Raw genomic sequence first — 17,283 nt, forward strand, 5'->3', positions numbered from 1 at the left:
CCGGTGCGGTGCGGCTGTGCGGGCCGGCGCCCGGCCAACGCCGACGCCCGCGCCTTCTTTGCCTTCGACAGGCGCTGAGCAACCGGCACGGGCCACCGCCTTCGCCCTCACGACCTCATGGCCGACACGCCGCCTCCACCGCCCCCCACCGATCCACAGGTGCTGCGCTATCTGGAGCATGCGCGCGTGGAAAAGCGGCTGGCGGCCCGCACGCTTACCCTCTACGCGCTCGATCTGGACAAGCTGGCGCGGTTTGCGGCGGCGGTGCAGGTGCCGCTGCTGCAGCTCGGCAGTGCACACATCCGCCGCTTCGTGGCGCAGATGCACAGCGGCGGGCGCAGCGGGCGAGGCATTGCGCTCATCCTCTCGGGCTGGCGGGGCTTCTTTGCCTGGGCGGGCCGGCAGGGCCTGATCTCGCACAACCCGGTGCAGGACGTGCGCGCCCCCAGGGCGCCAAAGCCCCTGCCCAAGGCGCTCGGGGTGGACGACGCCGTGCGCCTGGCCGAATACGACCACAGCGGCGCAGACCCCTGGCTGGAGGCGCGCGACGCAGCCATGGTCGAGCTGCTGTACGGCTGCGGCCTGCGCGTGGGCGAACTCGTGGGGCTCGATGCCGCCCCCCATGCCGACAGTCGGCGCCAGGGCCGGGGGTGGGTCGATCTGGAAGCGGGCGAAGCCCATGTGTTCGGCAAGGGCAGCAAGCGCCGCAGCGTGCCCGTGGGTGCTGCCGCCATGGCCGCGCTGCGTGCCTGGCTGGCGCTGCGGGCGGCTCCGTTTGGAGGCGATGCTTCTCCCCGGCTCGATGCGGCATTGTTCGTGGGCCGGCGCGGCGTCCGTCTGACGGCACAGTCGATCTGGCTGCGCCTGCGCCAGCGCAGCCAGCAGGCGGGCCTGACCACGCCGGTGCACCCGCACATGCTGCGCCACTCGTTCGCCAGCCACTTGCTGCAAAGCAGTGGCGATCTGCGGGCGGTGCAAGAGCTGCTGGGCCACGCCAACATCACCACCACGCAGGTGTATACGCGGCTCGACTTTCAGCACCTGGCTAAGGTGTACGACGCGGCGCACCCGCGTGCGCGGCGCAAGCCGGGCGGCGAGTGAGCCCCGGGCAAAGGCGTCCCCTCGCCCCGGCACCTGCCCGCGATCTCTTAGGCCTGCGCCAGCCAGCGCATAAGCGCTGCTTTGTCCATGGGGTAGGCGATGTGGTAACCCTGCCCGTCGTGGCAACCCATGGCCTGTAGCGTTTGCCATGCCGTAGCATCCTCAATGCCTTCGGCGAGTACCTGAAGCCCCAGCTTTCGCCCCAGTTGCACCACCATTTCGGCAACGCGCCCCCCCTGCGGGGCCCCGAGCTGTTGCACGAAAGTGCGGTCGATCTTGATGCGGTCCAGCGGCAACTGCTCCAGGTAACTCAGCGATGAATAGCCTGTGCCGAAGTCGTCAATGGCGATGGTGACGCCGTGGGCACGCAGGGCATTCAGCGTGGACTGCAGCAACTGCGTGGGCAAGACCACCACGGATTCCGTGATCTCCAGTTCCAGGTGTTGTCCCTGTAGTTCGTTGGTCGACAGGGCTGCGCAGACCATGTCAAAAAACCCAGGGTCGCGCAGTTGGACCACGGAGACGTTGACAGCCATGCGCGCGGGCGCCAGTCCGGCAGTTTGCAGTTCACGCAGTGTCTGGCAGGCCGTTTCGAGAGCCCACCGACCCAGGGGCAGAATCAGGCCCGAATGTTCGGCCACCGGGATGAATTCATCCGGCGGCACCAGGCGGCCGTCGGCGGTGCGCCAGCGCAGCAAGGCTTCCAGGCCGATGAGATCGCCGGTGTCGAGGTGAACCTGCGGCTGGTAAACCAGAAACAAGTCCGCGTTTTCAATGGCTGCTCGCAGTTCCGCCAGCAGCACTGCGCGGTCCCGGGCTTCCGCGCCCATAGGGGCGGCAAACTGCAGGTGCTGCCCGCGGTGGTCGCGCTTGGCACGCTTGAGCGCGATGGTCGCGTCCTTGACCAGGTCATCGCCCGTTCGTCCATCGTTGGACAGCAGCACATACCCGCAGGTCATCGATACCTGGTGGGGCATGTCGTTGATGCTCAGGGGGGCGCGCACGCAGTCCAGCAACTGCTGTGGCCGCACCTTGTGCGCTGGCCCCAGGATGCCGAAGGTGTCGGGCCCCACACGGGCCAGCATCACCCCGGAGGGCAGCGCGGCGGCCAAGCGCTGCGCAGCGGCGTTGAGCAGGCGATCGCCGAAGCGGTGCCCCATCAATTCGTTGGTGGCGCTGAAGTCGTCAATATCGACCAGGGCCAGCATCAGGCTCTCTGAGCCGCGTTGCACGCATTCGTCCACCTTCTCGATGAAGCGGGCCCGGTTGGGCAGCGAGACCAGTGGGTCGGAATAGGCATGCCGTTGCAGGCGTTCCAGCAGCCCCCGGTTGCGCAGCAAGGTACTGAAACTGACACAGAAAAAATCGAGCAACTGCCGGTCAGGCGCGACAGCCAAACCCGCAATGTCCATGAACACCACCATATCCTGGTCGTCCGGGCGGCCAATGTACAGGGCCAGTGCGCAGTCATTGCCGAACACGTTGTCACCGCAACACCGGGGCGGCTGCAGCACGCCGGGCGTGCGGCATGGCATGGGTCTGTTGCCCAGAACGTGGCGGCGTGCACCGAGGGCCCGGTGCAGGAGGCGCAGCATGTTCGACTCCGGCAGCGCATCCATGGGCAAGCCCAGCAAGCCGGCGAAACGTCCCGTGGCCGCTAGAACATGGTAGGAGCCGGATGGGGTTGCTGTGGTGTCTTGAACGCAGACCAGACCTTCACCCGCCACGCCCAGCAAGGCCGCGAGTTGGGTGATGACGCCCGCGGCGAAGGCGTGCAGTTCCGTTTCTTCCAGCAGCTTCGCGCTGGAGCACACGATCGTTTCCATGCTGCAGCGACTGGCCTCGAAGGCGCATTGGCGCTGGTAGGCTTGCAGGGTCTGGGCTGCGATGGATCTCCAGCGATCCGGCGTCAACTCGGACTTGGGGTGGTAGTCGCTGATGTCATAGCGCAAAAGAGTGTCCAGATCGGGCGCGCCATGCGGCGCTTCGGTGCGCATCACGAGGCGTGTATTGCGCAGTCCTGCGCAGTGGCGAATGTAGTCGACCAACGCCAGGCCACCGGCAGCGTCCTGCGAGGCCAGGTCGACAATCACCACGGCCAGATCGTGCGCATGCAGCAGCAGCGTGCGGGTGCTCTCGCCATGGACGCAGTGCAAGAGTTCCAGCGGACGGCCGAACAGATCCAGACCCGCGAACGCACTGCGAATGCAGTCGTGTACCTCGGGGTCGTCGTCGATCACCAGCACCCGCCAGGCGGGCGGGCGGGCGCTTGTGCAGCGCAACACGCTTGCAGTGGAGGTCACAGTTTCGGCATGCATCAGGGACTGCCTGAGATTCAGCTCAGCACGGAGTCGGCAGCACGCACCACCTGGTTGCGACCGCCGCGTTTGGCGACGTACAAGGCTTCGTCCGCAAGCCCATAGGCATCATCGAAGCAGCCGCCGCGCGATAAATGGCTGACACCGAAGCTGGCCGTGATACGGCTGCCATCGGGCAGACCGAATTCGCGGGTCTCGATGGCCTTGCGCATCGTCTCAGCCACCTGCTCTGATGCTGGTGTTTCCCGGTGCGGCAGGAGCACGGTGAATTCCTCCCCGCCAACACGGCCGATGTGGGCGCATCGTGGCACCACGGCCTTGAGGCAATTCACGACACCCAAAATGACGGTGTCTCCGATGGGGTGACCAAAGCTGTCATTGACGCGTTTGAAGTGGTCGATGTCCAGCACGATCAGGGCCAGGTCGTTTTGTTGGGCGTGTTGATTGACGCGCTCGATGATGGCGGCGCGGTTGAGCACGCCAGTCAGTGGGTCGTGCGTGGCGCGGTATTCAAGTTCGGAGGCAAGGTCTTGCAGGCGCTGGTTGAGCAGCGTCATCTCCAACTCGGCGCGGTCGCTGCGGCGTACCAGGCGGCGTGTTTCGCGCAGCAGCCGCTCATACGATGTCAGCAGGTCACCTAGCGCCTGGTGGCAGGCGCCACCTCCAGCCTGCGTGCCCGTCTCGTAGGCAGCGCGGGCTGCCAGCATCGACTGGTGCTCGGCTTCGAAAAGGTCCGGCGGCGGATTGGCTGCGTCCATTCAGGCGGGTCTCACCGGGTGGTTGACGAAATGGATGGCCGGAAAGTCCTCGCACAGTTCCTGTCCGAACTCGAAAATGGTGTCATCTTCTTCATCATGGAACCAGTTGAGGGCAATGTGGTTGCCGGCCTCAGCCGCCTCGTCGAGCGCCGCGATCAGATTGAACAGCATCTTGGTGCTGGAGCTGTTGAAGTACGCCAGGGCGATGTTCACTTCCACCTTGCTGTCCTGCAGCAGGTCAAGGTACGCCTTGAGGCGCTCAATGATCTGGCCATAAAAGGCTGCAGCATTCTCGGGGTAGGACTCGCCGCGCAGGCTCAGGGTGTGGGTGTCAAATCGAAAATCCACCTCTGGGGAGCTGGGGGTGGGGGCAATGTAGATGTTGTCCATGCGTGATGTCTGTTCGTTATCGGGCAGCATCTCAGATCGTTGCCTTCAGATAGAAAACCGCGGATCTGTCGGCGCTCTCTGACGGTGCAAAATCGAATTCCAGTGGTTCCCGCGCATCCCTGGCTATGGTCAGAAGGCCCATGCCAGCCCCCTTGCTGCCCTCAGGTGCTTCCTCGCGCAGCGTCATGCGGTAGGCCTGCTTGATTTCTTCGGGTGACATGCCGCTCAGCGTTTCCAGCTTGGCACGCAACTCGTTGCCAGTTTCGGGTTGGATCGGGTTGGCACACAGCAACAGAAAACTGCCATCGTCCTCGCGTCGGATGCAGACCGAGCCGTGGCGAAGTTCGCCGTTGTCCTGGCTTGAGGGGGTGAGAGCGTCGGACGAGTAGTGGATGATGTTCTGTGCCATTTCGACGAAGGACGAGAACAGCTTGCGTCGCGTCGGCCCCGCCACGCCCGCACTCTCCAGCTGCAATTTCACCGCCTCTGCCATGGCCGCGACGATGTTTTGTGAGAAGTAGCCCACGTAGTAAAAAATGACTTGGTGCTGCCGCGCCAGTTGGAAGAAGGTGCCATATTCATTGGCAACTGCAGAGCGGATCATTCAGGGTCTCTTCAGGTACGAAAGCAGAAAAAAGTCACGTCGTCGCGGCGACGGTGCTCACCCTGCCACTGCTCCAACGCGGCGAGCACATCGCGATTGACCTGTGCAGGGGGGGTGTCCGCAAGGCTCAGCAACAGTTCACACAGGCGGCGCTTGCCAAAGGCGATGGCGCGCGAGCCTCCCACCTGGTCCACCAGTCCGTCAGTGGTGACGAACACCAGGCTGCCCGTGGGCAGGTCCACCACCACGTTCTGCCAGGCGTAGTCGAGCTCGCTGTCCACATAACCCACGCCCTTGCGCTGGCCCTCTACCACTTCCACGGCATCCGCGTCCGGGCGCAGAACGAACAGCGCAAGGCGGGCTCCGGCAAACACCAACCGACCGGTGCCGGGCTCGAACCAGAAGCAGGCCGCGTCCATGCCATCGTCGGAGCCCGGTGTGCCGTCCTGGCCGTCGATCTGGCCCAGCATCTGCTTGATGCTGCGATTGACGCTGGCGAGCAAAGAGGCTGGGTCGCGCGGCCCCTGCTCTTTGACAGCCTGGCTCAGGCTGCTGGACGCGATCAGGGTCATGAAGGCCCCGGGAACTCCGTGGCCTGTGCAATCGGCCACGGTGGCAAACCAGCCGTCGCCATCGACGCTGAATTGGTAGAAGTCGCCGCCAACGACATCGCGAGGCTCCCAGACAAGATCGGCCCCTGGGCAGGCGCGCGACAAAATCTCGCGCGAGCTGCGCAGTGCAGACTGTTGAATCACGCTCGCGTACTCGATGCTGTGCATGATCTGGCGATTGCGTGAGGCCTGCATTTCCGCCACTGCGCGCATGAGCTGCAGGCCGCTGCCCACACCCGCAAATTCGCCGTTGCGCGTGATGATGAAGCCGTCGGAGAGTGCCTTCTCGCCGTACTCGACGGCCTTGAAGGTCAGCGTCTCCATGTCCATGGATGCATCGACGATCAGTGGCTCCTTGTCCATGAAGGCGATACAGCTCTTGCGGCCGTACAGATCGATGCGGAAGGGCTTGCTGATCTGTGAGAGGAAGATGTCGCGATTGATCAACCCGATGGGCCGTTGGTTCTCCACCACGGGCAGGCTGATCAGTTCGTGGTGCTGCGTGAAGACCTCCAGTACCTTTTCGTTGGTCGAATCGGTCGCCATGCAGGGAGCCGGAGTGCACAAATCTGCAGCGCTGGGCTGGCGGAAGCGGGGCCGGAATTCGCTCAGGTACGCTGTAGTCTCAGACATGAGGGGAGGTGCCGTCGAAGGTATAGACAAATGTTACGATTTGTGTGTGACGAAGTCGTGACGGACATGTGATACGGGCGGGTGGTGGTCACCCCTGGAAACCCGCGAGACTGCGGACGCATCGTGGGTCGCTGATGTTGCCCATTAGCAGGCGGGCAGGCCATTCGGTTGTCAACCACCTGCTGCAAAGCAGCGGCGACGTGCGCGCTGTACAAGGGTTGCTGGTCCACTCCAACACCACCACACAGATCAACACACGACTTGATTGTCGGCACCCGGCCAAGGTGTACGACACCGCGTACCCTCGCACCCCCAAGAAATCCGCCTGATGACGGTACGCGCTCGGCCGAACCGCCTTCGGCCGGGCTGCGCTCAGGCCTGCGCTGGCAGGGCCGCGGCCTGCGCGGGCGGATGCAGGGGCAGCGAAAGGGTGAATGTCGAGCCTTCGCCTACAGCGGACCTGACCGTCAGCGTGCCGCCCAGCAGTTCGGCCAGTGCGCGCGACAGCGACAGTCCCAGACCCGTGCCACCGTGCTGGTAGCTGATGCGGGCGTGCCCCTGGCTGAACTTCTCGAAGATCACTCCATGCAGGCTCGCCGGGATGCCGGGGCCGGTGTCGTTGACGTGGAAATGCACCTGGCTACCGTCGGGGCAGGCGTCCACGAAGATCTCCACGCGGCCAGCCGGCGTGAACTTGATCGCGTTGGACAACAGATTGCTGAGAATCTGCTTGAGCTTGAGGCGGTCGGTGACCAGCGTTTGCGGCGCGGCGTCCGACACTGCGGCCGTCAGTGCGAGCGACTTGGCCACGGCGCTGACGCGGAAGAGTTCGCTGACCTCATGCACCAAGTCGTGCAGAACGACCGGCTCGGGGTGCGCGGGCATGGCGCCGGCTTCGATGCGCGCCAGATCGAGAATCTCGGTCAACAGCGCGTTCAAGTGTTCGGCGCCCTGGCGGATGAGCGCCGACTGTTCCTGGATCAGTGGATCCTTGCTGCGCAGCTCCATGAGTTCCGCAAACCCCCGGATGCTGGTCAGCGGCGTGCGCAGCTCGTGCGACATGGCCGCCAGGAATTCGCTCTTGGCCTGGTTGGCGCGCTGGGCCTCGGCTTCGCTCTGGGTCAGGGCAGCGTGGCTGAGTGCCAGGCGGCTGATGCTGCCCAGGAACACCGCCACGAAAGCCACCACGGCCAGGCTCAGCAGCACCGTCAGCATCAGCACGGTGTTGCGCGTGGTGCGCCAGGGGGCGAAGGCCTCGGTTTCCGAGGTGCCGCTCAGCACGACCAGCGGATAGTCGCCCACCCGGCTGAACCCGATGATGCGCCGTATGCCGTCGGACGATACCGCGGCAGTGGCCCCCCGGCTGGTTTTGCTCATGGTCTGAAGCAGATCGTCGGGGAGCTGCGCATCCACATTGGCGCTGGCACCGCCGAGCACGCGCACGCGGATGATGCCGTCCAGCCCCACCAGCGCCACGCCCCCGTCCTCGCCAAAATCCACGCCCCGGTAAACCTCGGCAAAGTGGTCGGGGTTTAGCGAGGCCACCACCACGCCCAGCGTGGTGCCATCCTCGGCAATCACTTTGCGCGAAATCTGGATGGTGCGCACTCCCGACACCTTGCCCAGCAAGGATCTGCTGACGAACAGGCTGTTCTGGAGCATGCCCGTGGGTGACGGTGTGGCCTGCGACGGCAACAGGTGCACGCGGATATGGTCGCGGTCCATCAGATTGACATGCTGGCTGCGTGAGCCGTCGGGGTCGAGATTGCTGCCCTGGAAGCGCCCATCCGCACCGACGAAGGAAAGCTGCGTGAGAATCTGCGGCACCATGCCGGTTTCGTTGGCGATGCTCACCAGATCCTGGCCGCTGAGCTGCCGATCCCGCACGGCGCTCTGCACCCGCCACATCGCCTGGTCCACCGTGTCCAGAACCCGCAGCGTGTGCTCTTTCAGGGCCTGGGCGGTGTTCGTGTTCTGGCGCATTTCGGCGTCCAGGGTTTCCTGCCACTGCCAGGTCAGCAGGGCGGCCATGGTGGCCCACGCGCCCAGCAGCACCAGTGCGCTGAACACACAGGCCACCACGGAGTACATCAGGGCCGGCTTGCTGCGCCATGGCGCAACGGACATTTTCCATTTCATGAGAGGGTCCGCCGGCATGGTGTCCGTGTAGCCTGCGGTGGGCAGCACGATGTGGAACATTGCGCCGCCGCCCGGCACGTTGGTGGCGTTAATGCGCCCCCCGTGGGCGGTGATGATCTTGCGGCAGATGGCCAGGCCCAGCCCCGTGCCGCCCGAGCCATCACGTGTCTGGCTCGACTGCACGAAGGCTTCGAACACGGCCTCCAGCTCGGACGGCGGGATGCCGGGGCCCTGGTCGCACACCTGGATGTGGATGAAGTCGTCGTCCGGAGTGCTGGCCGAGATATCGATGGCGCTGCCCTTGGGCGAAAATTTCACGGCGTTGGCTAGCACATTGCGTACCACCTGCTGGAAGCGCGAAGGGTCCACCTTGGCGATCAGGGGCGCCCGTCCCAGCGCAAGGCGCAGGTCCAGGCGCTTGCGTCCCAGCAGCAGTTCCATCTCCGCGGCGACGTCATCGATGAGGTCGCGCACGTCGATGCGTTCGAAGTGGAAGGCGCCGACCGTGCTCTCGATCTTGGCGATGTCGAGCAGATCGTTCACCAGCACCAGCATGCGTTGGCCTGCGGCATGGATGTCGCTGAACATGGCGGCAAGTTTCTCATGCTGGCGGCCGCGCAGCATGCCCAGTTCCGAAAAGCCCAGGATGGATTGCAGCGGGGTGCGCAGTTCATGGCTGATGTTGGCCACGAATTCCGATTTGGAGCGTGATGCCTCCTCGGCCAGGTCCCGCGCGGCCAGGAATTCGGTGATGTCCATCTTGACTATCAGGATGCCGACGGGCTGGCGGTTGTTGGTGAACACCGGCACTTTGGTGACCTGCACGTCGCGAAAGGAGCCATCGGGGCGCCGCACACGTTCCTCGTATCGCACGCGACTGCCCTCGCGCAAAAGCTGGTCGTTGCTGGCGTCGTAGGTGCGGGCCTCCTGCGGGGCCAGGAAGTCGCTGTTGCGCAGGCCCAGCACGCTCGCGCGCGGGACCCCCATGAAATCCTCCCAGGCCTGGTTGACCGAGAGAAAGCGCCCCTCAGGGTCGGTCATGCAGATGGGCAGAGGGTTGCATTCGAGCACCTGGCTCGTGAAGGCCAGTTGCTCCTGCAGGCGCTGCTGTGCCGTCAGCAGCGGCGTCACGTCGACCGCGCTGCCGGCAAATCCGCGCAGCTGGCCAGTGGGGTCGCGCAGCGGCACCACCGAAATGTCGAGTGCGCGCGGCCCGCCGTCCGGCCCTGTGAGTTGCACCTGGGCCATGCGCACCCCTGTGGGCGGCTCAGGGGCGAACAGCGCGTCCACGCACGCGCGGGACTCCGGGTGGACGATATCGCGCAGATGCTTGCCCCGGGCCGTTTCGACAGGCTGGTGGGTGATGGTGTGCCAGCGGGCATTCACGAAGCGGATCCTGCCGTGCGGGTCGGTGCGGAAGATCAGCTCCTGCACGCTCTTGAACAGAACGGACAGCTCCTGCTCGCGCCGCGCCGTCTCCTGCTGCGCCTCGTTGCGCCCACGCTCTGCGGCTTCGCGCGCACGGGCACTGCGCCAGGAAGCGTAGGTCATGAAACCGATCAGTGCCAGCGCCACCGACATGAACAGCAGCGGGCCGCGCAACGATGCCAGCCACCGCTCGAGTGTGGCGTGGTAGGGCTGCTCCACAAGGGTGACCAGCGGCTGGCTGCTCGAGGTGTGCCATGCCCCCAGCTTGCGTGCATCGAAGATGCGCACCGGGCCGTACGTGCCCTTGTGCGTTGGCAGCAGGCCCTGGAAGACCGGGTGGTCGCGCAAGCGCGTGCCTGCGGCGGGCGTTTCGCCGCCCACCTGCGTGAGCAGCGTACCGCTGTCCAGCGCCAGCAGCACCTGGGTGCCCCCGGATGTGCCGTTGGTGAGTTGTTGCTGGTAGTTGGCCAGGGCGTCCGGATTGATCTGGGCCACCAGCAGCACGGAAGTGGTGGGTGAGAGGTGTACGAGACGCACCATCGGGATGAAACCCAGGCGTGCCGGTACGGCGCCTCGGCGTGGGTCTGCCACCAGGGTGCGGCCGTTCACCCACGGCCCAATGACCACGCGGTCATCGGTTGCAGGTGCGGCCGGCAGGCGCGCCAGGTCCACTTTGCCGCCCCGGTCGGACGGTGCGCTCGAGGCCAGCACACGGCCCTGGATGTCCAGCGCGGCGATGCTGCGCAGGAAGGGCAGGCCCTGCAGGCGGTACGACTGCTGAGCCTCCAGTTGAGCGGGCGAGATGGCTTCGTGCGTCAGGTTCTTTGCCAGGCTGTCAAGGGCCACCTTGGTGTTGTCGAAGAGCTGGGTGGCATGCGCGTCCATCACGCTGGCCAGCAGTTCGAGCTGCTGGCGATCTTGCGCCTGTGCGCGGCGAAGCTCCATCCACATCAGCGAACCCGTTGCCACGAGCACGGCCAGGACGAGCAGCAGCCCTCCGGCGAGCACCCGGCGGCTGGCCATGTTCAGAAAGCTGAATGGGTCGGGGGAGTGATTCTTCATGGACAAGGAGGTGGTGTGCATCAGCGCTGCACCATGTTTTCAAGTCCGTGGCGCCGGGCAGCCGCGTCGAGGCGGCCGTCCTGCTGGATGCGGGCCCCAAAGGCGTTGAGCGAGGCCATCCATTCGGCGTCGCCAGGCTTGGTGGCGTGCGCGTAGGTCAGCACGTGGAAGGGCTCGGGTGGAACCAGCAGGGCGGCCCAGTCGGTGGTCTCGATCAGGGTGCGCCCATAGGGGTAGTCGGCCATGAACACGTCCACGCGGCCAGCAATGAGCTCGCGTTCGCGCGTGTGCGGCGGCGCGATCGACACCAGGCCTGCGTTGCGCAGGCGCTGGCGCAACAGCGGTTCGAGGAGCGAGCCTTCCTGCACGCCCACCAGCACGCCGGGCTGGTCGATGTCGCGCCATTGCCGCACTACGCGGCTGGTGCGCGTGGTGACGGCGTAAATGTCGCTTTGCAAGTAAGGCGTGGCGAACTGGATCTGTTCCATACGCTGCGGCAGCACCGGAATGCCGAACATGGCCACGTCGCAGCGATCGCTGCGCAGATCCTGCTCCAGCGTTGCGAACGATGAATCAACAAAGCGCAGCTTGGCGCGCAGATCGGCCGCGAGTGCGGAGGCCAGGTCGATGTCCAGGCCGCTGAGCTGGCCCGAGCGCGGGTCGCGAAAGGAAATGCGGTGGTAATTGGGCCTGATGCACACCCTTACCTCCCCGCGGGCCTGCACGCGGTCCTGTACTTCGCCCGCGCAGACCCCTGCGCAGCCCAGTGCGGCCACCAGCCACCATAGCCGCCAAAGCAACGGGGCCCCTGGACTGCGGGTGCGCGCGGTCATGGCGTGGCCTGATCGCCCTGGACCAGGTCGGCAAATGTCATGCGCCGGGCCGTCACGGTGTCGTGCAGGGCCAGAATGTCGGAGGCGTGCTCCATGAAGCACTGCACGATGTCGGGTTCGAACGCCTTGCCGCTTTCTTCCTGGAGCATCGCAAGCACCTTTTCGTGGCTGTACGCTGGACGGTAGACGCGGTCCATCGTCAGGGCGTCGTAGTAGTCCACGACGGTCACGATGCGGCCTGAGAGCGGAATGTCCTTGCCAGCCAGCCTGTTCGGATAGCCTTTGCCGTCCCAGCGCTCGTGGTGGGTGAGGGCGATCTCGGCCGCCATTTGAAACAACGCGATGCGCGATCTGCCCAGAATGCTGGCGCCGATGGCCGGGTGGCGATTCATGATGAGGCGTTCGTCCGGTGTGAACGAGCCGGGCTTCTTCAGCACGCTGTCGGGAATGCCGATCTTGCCCACGTCATGCATGGGTGCCGCCTTGCGCAGCAGCTGGGCGTATTCCTTGCGTTGTCCCAGGAACTGCGCCAGCGCCTCGGCCAGGAAGCCGATGCGCACGATGTGCACGCCGGTGTCGTCGTCCTTGTATTCGGCCGCCATGGCCAGCCGGAACAGGGCTTCATGGTGGGCGCGTGCCACCTCCTGCAGGGCCTCGTTGCGCTCGTGGTACATGCGGCCCAGGTCGGAGATGATCTTTTCCATCTGGTCTGCGGCGGCCGGGTCGAACCGGGTGGTTTCGCCGGGGGATGGGTTCATGGTGCGTCGGTTGGACGGGTGCCCAGGTTGTTGATGGTCTCGATCAGCTTGAGGGGGCTGAAGGGCTTGAGCAGATAGGCATCGGCACCCGCGTTATTGCCGGCCTCGATGTCCTGGCTCTGGCCGCGCGCGGTCAGCAACACCACCAACGGCTGGCCCAGCGAGGGATCGCTCTTGACCAGGCGGCAGAGGTCCAGTCCGTCCATGGTGCCGGGCATCATGATGTCCAGCAGCAGCAACTGCGGCCGAATGCGCCGCACCGCCGCCAGCCCCTCGTCGGCGTTGACGGCCTCGTGGATCTCGTGGTCTTCGAACTCCAGGGTCATGCGGATCAACCGGCGGATATCCGCGTGGTCTTCGATGATCAGAATGCGTTGGGTCATGCAGGGCGTCAGAATGGATTCAGAGTTTATCAATTTTATCATAATTGCTTTTTTGGCAAAGTGATAAAATTTCACTATGAAGGCAAGCCAGGTTCTGTCCCTGCCAGCGGATTGCAGCACGCGCGATGTGGCGCAGGTGCTGGGTATGGCCGTGCGGTCGGTCCAGCTCATGGTTGACCGGGGCGAACTCGAGGCCTGGAAGACCCCGGGCGGGCATCGGCGCATTGCGCGGGCCTCGGTCGAGCGTTGGCTGGCACTGCGCTATGGGCATGCCGGCGGCCCGAACGCTGCGGCAGAGGCGCCCGCCTCCGTAACGCCCGTCGAAGCCGCTAGCTCCCAGCGCGGGGTGCGCGCAACCGGCCGCAAAAGAAGCGCGGATGCGCAACGCCAGCGGGTGCTGCTGATCGAGGATTCGGTCCACTTCCAGACGCTGGTCAGAATGCTGATGGCGCACGATTTTCCGGAAGTTGACCTGTATGTGGCCGACGATGGCATCGTGGGTCTGGCCATGGCGGGCGAACTGCAGCCCGACGTGCTCATCGTGGACATCCTGCTGCCCGGCATTGACGGCGCAACGCTCATTGCCCGTCTGCGTTCGCACCCGCAATTCCAGCGCAGCCGGCTGATTGTGGTGACTTCGCTCGATGAAGACCAGCGCGGTCCCTATGCCTTTGCGCTCACGGGCCTTTCTGTGGTGCACAAGCCCCGCCTGGTGCAGGAACTGCCCGCCCTGCTGGCGGCCAGCCTGCAATCCGCGGTGGAGAAAGTGTGACCGCTTCACCCATGTGCGCCAGCAATCCGCCCGCATCGTCTTGCCGCGCCGCCAGGCCAGGGCGCTCTCTGCGCCGTGGCCTTTGCGGGGCCCCCGCGCCTGCCGCGATCCCCATCCGCAGCACGCCCCTTCGCTAAAGGACTGACCGTGGTGTCGCCGCGCGTGCTCCTGGTGGAAGACGACCCGGCGGTGCGCCGCTTCGTGGCGCTGGCGCTGGATCCGCTGGACATCGATCTGGTGCCGTGTGCCACGGTGGCCGAGGCGCGCCGTGCTTTCGATGCCCAGGTTCCCCGGCTGGTGCTCACCGACTTGACACTGCCCGACGGTTCAGGGCTTGACCTGCTGGCCTGGCTGCAGGCGCGTGGGGAGGCGCCTGCCACCCAGTGCCGTACCGTGGTCTTCAGTGGGGCTGTGGACACCGCCGTGGCGCATCGGCTGCAGCATCTGGGGGTGTGGCGGGTGCTGCACAAACCCGCCTCGGTGGGGGCCTTGGTGGATTGCGTGGCTGCTGCGCTGGCCCACCAGGAAACCCCTGCCGTTGCACCGCCCGCATGCAGTGGACCAGACCCAGTGGCCGAGTTCTTTGGCGGCAACCGGGCACTCTATGAGGCCTACCGGCGCGCATGCCTGGCGCAGTTTTCAAAAGACCTCGCAGCAGGGGACCGCGCCGTTGCCGCCGCAGATGCCCCGGCGCTGCGGCTGGTGGCTCACAACCTCAAGTCGGTGATGGCCCTGCTGGGTGAAGGCGCCGCGGCAGAGCAGGCGCGCAACGCCGAGGAGGCCGCGGCATCTGCCGCACTGCAGCCCATGCAAAACCATTGGCGGCAGTTGCGCAGTCTGGTGCAGGCTCTGGTGGCCACCTAGCGGCTGATGTCCCGTGAAAGAGGGGGGTTAGGCGGACGGCAGGCCGGCGCTGGCCTCCGGCGTCATGGCCAGGTATTTCTCGATGTTTAGCAGGATGAGCATGCGTTCGTCGATGGAGCCCAGGGCCAGCAGGTGCTCTGGTGCGAAGCCTGAATCGAGCGGCGGCACGGGGCGCATCTGGTGGGGCTGCAGCGTGAGCACGTCAGACACGCCATCCACCACCAGCCCCACCACCCGCCTGGCCACGTTGACCACGATCACCACGGTCTGGGCGTCGTAATTCGCCTGGGCCAGCCGAAGCCGCACGCGCAAGTCGATGATGGGAACGACCACGCCGCGCAGGCTCACCACGCCCAGCAGATCGGCCGGGGAATTGGCCAGCGACGTCGGCTTTTCATACGGGCGGATCTCCTGCACGTTGAGGATGGGCAGGCCGTATTCCTCGCTGCCCAGCTTGAAGGCCAGGAATTCATGCGGGCGCGGGTTGTCGCTGGCGGTGTCGGTGTGCGGGAGGGGGCAGGTGCTGCAGCGATCGTTGGGTGAAGGGAGGCAGGGCTGGTCATGGCCTGAAATGGCGAAATTGTGAATTTTTATAATTCTATCAATTGTGTCAATTTCAAATGGAGATGGTTCGGTCCGGGCAGGGGAATTTCCGCCGCGCGGCCGCTGCCCTCGGGGCTTCGCACAGCACAATCCGGGGATGAAAACGATTCGACTCAAACCCGGCAAGGAGCGCTCGCTGCAGCGCCGCCATCCCTGGATCTTCGAAAGCGCCATCGCCAAGGGCGGCGGCGACAGTGGCGAGACCGTGCGTGTCGAGTCGCACGAAGGGCAGTTTCTGGCGTGGGCGGCCTTCAGTCCGGCCTCGCGCATCCGGGCGCGCGTCTGGAGCTTTGACGAGGCGCAGCGCATTGATGCTCCGTTTTTCATAGCTGCTTGCGCACGTTCCATCATCGCAAGAGCCCGTTTTGACATCCAAAGCGACGGGGTGCGGCTGGTGCATGGCGAATCCGACGGCCTGCCGGGCCTGATCGTGGATCGCTATGGCGACACCCTGGTGGCCCAGTTCACGAGCGCCGGCACCGAGCGCTGGAAGACGGTGATTGCCGATGCGCTGTTGCGCGAAACTGGCCTGGCGCGGTTGTACGAGCGCTCGGACGCCAGCGTGCGTGCCCTGGAAGGCCTCGAGCCGGCCACTGGCTGGCTGCGCGCAGGCGCGGCCCCGGGTGGCGAGGCGCCGCCGGTCGAGCTGACCATCCATGAACACCAGTGGCAGCTCACCCTCAACATCGCCGAGGGCCACAAGACCGGCTTCTACCTGGACCAGCGCGACAGCCGCAAACGCTTTGCCGATTACGCGCGGCGGCTGGGATTCCAGCGCGTACTCAACTGCTTTTGCTACACCGGCGGTTTCAGCGTGGCAGCGCTCGCGGGCATGGGCGCTGCGGAGGCTGCCGGTGGCGCGCCGGGCGGGCAGGTGATCTCGATCGACTCGTCCGGCCCCGCGCTCGAGCGTGCGCGTGCGCACGTGGTGCTCAATGGCTTCGATCCGGCCCGCGCCAGTTTCCTCGACGCCGACGTGAATGCGTCGCTGCGCCAGTTTCTGAAGGAAGGGCGGCAGTTCGACGCCATCGTGCTGGATCCGCCGAAGTTCGCGCCGACCGCTGCGCATGCCGACCGCGCTGCTCGCGCCTACAAGGACATCAACCGGCTGGCGCTGCAGCTGCTGGTGCCGGGGGGCGTGCTGTTCACGTTCTCATGTTCGGGCGGTATCAGCGCCGATCTGTTCCACAAGATCGTGGCCTCGGCAGGCGCGGATGCGGGTGTGGACGGCTACATCCTCGAGCGCCTGGGCGGCGCACCCGACCATCCTATGACGCTGGAGTTTCCCGAGGGGGAATACCTCAAGGGCCTGGTGGTGATGCGCAAGGGGTGAAGCCCCGCCGGTGCCAGGGCGTGGGGCAGCGCGGCATGCGCGAGCGCGGCCACTGCCGGGCCAATCGCCACACGCCACTTAGCCCGCCCCGGGGTCGCCGCGCTGACCGGACTTTCGGGTGTGGGTGCCGTGCACGTGCCCTGGCGCCAGGCTGGCGGCCGGGCGGCTGGCAAGGTCGGTGAGCTCGTTCAGGATGCCGCAGTGGGCGGCGTCCTGGGCTTCCGCGCACTGCTCGCGCAGGTTCTTGAGCTGTTTTTCGAGCTGGCGCAGTTCGCGGATGCGCGCTGCAACGTGGCCGATGTGCGCGTCCAGCAGCGCATTGACGTCGCCGCAGTTGCGCGCGGGGTCGTCCTTGAAACGCAGCAAGGTGCGAATTTCGTCCAGCGTCATGTCTAGGCCCCTGCAATGCCGTATGAACGACAGGCGCGTGGCCTGGGTTTCGTCGTAGATGCGGTAGTTGCCGCCAGTGCGGGCGGCCTCGGGCAGCAGGCCCTCGCGCTCGTAATAGCGGATGGTTTCGACCGGGGTGTGCGTGAGGGAGGCCAGCTCGCCGATTTTCATGGAATGCGCTGCGTGCGGGGTGGGCAGGCAATGGTACGCCAGATGCTGGCTTGACTCTGGAGTGGCATCAGGGTTTCCAATGGATGCCCGAACGCAAACAGAAAGACACGCATGAGCGCAACCTCGCCCCGT

15 protein-coding genes are annotated in these 17,283 nt (G+C 65.5%); 4 read left to right on the forward strand and 11 right to left on the reverse strand.

Going from position 1 to position 17,283, the window contains the following annotated elements:
• Positions 1 to 117: 117 nt before the first annotated feature.
• Positions 118 to 1,101 (forward strand): tyrosine recombinase XerC, encoded by a 984-nt coding sequence (locus ACDELDRAFT_RS10505; protein WP_005796388.1) that lies wholly within the window; start codon positions 118 to 120, stop codon positions 1,099 to 1,101.
• 47 nt (positions 1,102 to 1,148) lie between these two features.
• On the opposite strand, the gene ACDELDRAFT_RS10510 is transcribed toward ACDELDRAFT_RS10505, so the two are convergent.
• From ACDELDRAFT_RS10510 to ACDELDRAFT_RS10555, 9 genes are all read right to left on the reverse strand, one after another.
• Positions 1,149 to 3,419, reverse strand: a complete 2,271-nt coding sequence (locus ACDELDRAFT_RS10510; protein WP_005796390.1) for a putative bifunctional diguanylate cyclase/phosphodiesterase — start codon at positions 3,417 to 3,419, stop codon at positions 1,149 to 1,151.
• A gap of 17 nt (positions 3,420 to 3,436) precedes the next feature.
• Positions 3,437 to 4,177: a GGDEF domain-containing protein gene (locus tag ACDELDRAFT_RS10515; RefSeq protein WP_005796392.1), complete on the reverse strand. Its 741-nt coding sequence runs from the start codon at positions 4,175 to 4,177 to the stop codon at positions 3,437 to 3,439.
• Positions 4,178 to 4,567, reverse strand: coding sequence for a DUF1987 domain-containing protein (locus ACDELDRAFT_RS10520; protein ID WP_040328795.1), 390 nt, complete (start codon positions 4,565 to 4,567; stop codon positions 4,178 to 4,180). It abuts the gene before it with no gap.
• 31 nt (positions 4,568 to 4,598) lie between these two features.
• Positions 4,599 to 5,171 (reverse strand): SiaB family protein kinase, encoded by a 573-nt coding sequence (locus ACDELDRAFT_RS10525; protein WP_005796396.1) that lies wholly within the window; start codon positions 5,169 to 5,171, stop codon positions 4,599 to 4,601.
• A gap of 11 nt (positions 5,172 to 5,182) precedes the next feature.
• Complete coding sequence (locus ACDELDRAFT_RS10530; RefSeq protein ID WP_040328788.1) at positions 5,183 to 6,415, reverse strand: SpoIIE family protein phosphatase; 1,233 nt, start codon at positions 6,413 to 6,415, stop codon at positions 5,183 to 5,185.
• Positions 6,416 to 6,787: 372 nt separating this feature from the next.
• Complete coding sequence (locus ACDELDRAFT_RS24060) at positions 6,788 to 11,044, reverse strand: ATP-binding protein (protein ID WP_198403240.1); 4,257 nt, start codon at positions 11,042 to 11,044, stop codon at positions 6,788 to 6,790.
• Positions 11,045 to 11,064: 20 nt separating this feature from the next.
• Positions 11,065 to 11,877, reverse strand: coding sequence for an ABC transporter substrate-binding protein (locus ACDELDRAFT_RS10545; protein ID WP_005796403.1), 813 nt, complete (start codon positions 11,875 to 11,877; stop codon positions 11,065 to 11,067).
• On the reverse strand, positions 11,874 to 12,635 hold the full coding sequence (locus ACDELDRAFT_RS10550) for an HD-GYP domain-containing protein (protein ID WP_005796405.1): 762 nt from the start codon (positions 12,633 to 12,635) through the stop codon (positions 11,874 to 11,876). The genes ACDELDRAFT_RS10545 and ACDELDRAFT_RS10550 overlap by 4 nt, the downstream gene beginning before the upstream one ends.
• Positions 12,632 to 13,018: a response regulator transcription factor gene (locus ACDELDRAFT_RS10555; RefSeq protein ID WP_040328791.1), complete on the reverse strand. Its 387-nt coding sequence runs from the start codon at positions 13,016 to 13,018 to the stop codon at positions 12,632 to 12,634. Before ACDELDRAFT_RS10555 ends, ACDELDRAFT_RS10550 begins: the two co-directional genes overlap by 4 nt.
• 76 nt (positions 13,019 to 13,094) lie before the next feature.
• Between ACDELDRAFT_RS10555 and ACDELDRAFT_RS10560 the strand changes: the two genes are divergently transcribed.
• Positions 13,095 to 13,790 carry a response regulator gene (locus tag ACDELDRAFT_RS10560; protein ID WP_005796410.1) on the forward strand — a complete coding sequence of 232 codons (696 nt, stop codon included), beginning with the start codon at positions 13,095 to 13,097 and terminating at the stop codon, positions 13,788 to 13,790.
• 147 nt (positions 13,791 to 13,937) lie between these two features.
• Positions 13,938 to 14,654: a response regulator gene (locus ACDELDRAFT_RS10565; protein WP_005796411.1), complete on the forward strand. Its 717-nt coding sequence runs from the start codon at positions 13,938 to 13,940 to the stop codon at positions 14,652 to 14,654.
• Positions 14,655 to 14,681: 27 nt separating this feature from the next.
• Here ACDELDRAFT_RS10565 and ACDELDRAFT_RS25680 read toward each other — a convergent pair whose 3' ends face one another.
• Positions 14,682 to 15,071 carry a chemotaxis protein CheW gene (locus tag ACDELDRAFT_RS25680; protein ID WP_420042321.1) on the reverse strand — a complete coding sequence of 130 codons (390 nt, stop codon included), beginning with the start codon at positions 15,069 to 15,071 and terminating at the stop codon, positions 14,682 to 14,684.
• Positions 15,072 to 15,354: 283 nt separating this feature from the next.
• Here ACDELDRAFT_RS25680 and ACDELDRAFT_RS10575 point away from each other — a divergent pair, with 283 nt between their 5' ends.
• Positions 15,355 to 16,590: a class I SAM-dependent rRNA methyltransferase gene (locus tag ACDELDRAFT_RS10575; RefSeq protein ID WP_005796415.1), complete on the forward strand. Its 1,236-nt coding sequence runs from the start codon at positions 15,355 to 15,357 to the stop codon at positions 16,588 to 16,590.
• Between the two features lie 78 nt (positions 16,591 to 16,668).
• Here the strand turns inward: ACDELDRAFT_RS10575 and cadR are convergent, their stop codons facing one another.
• Complete coding sequence (gene cadR, locus ACDELDRAFT_RS10580) at positions 16,669 to 17,151, reverse strand: Cd(II)/Pb(II)-responsive transcriptional regulator (RefSeq protein ID WP_005796416.1); 483 nt, start codon at positions 17,149 to 17,151, stop codon at positions 16,669 to 16,671.
• Positions 17,152 to 17,283: the final 132 nt, after the last annotated feature.

Source organism: Acidovorax delafieldii 2AN (assembly GCF_000175235.1).
GTDB classification, from domain to species: Bacteria; Pseudomonadota; Gammaproteobacteria; order Burkholderiales; family Burkholderiaceae_C; genus Acidovorax; species Acidovorax delafieldii_B.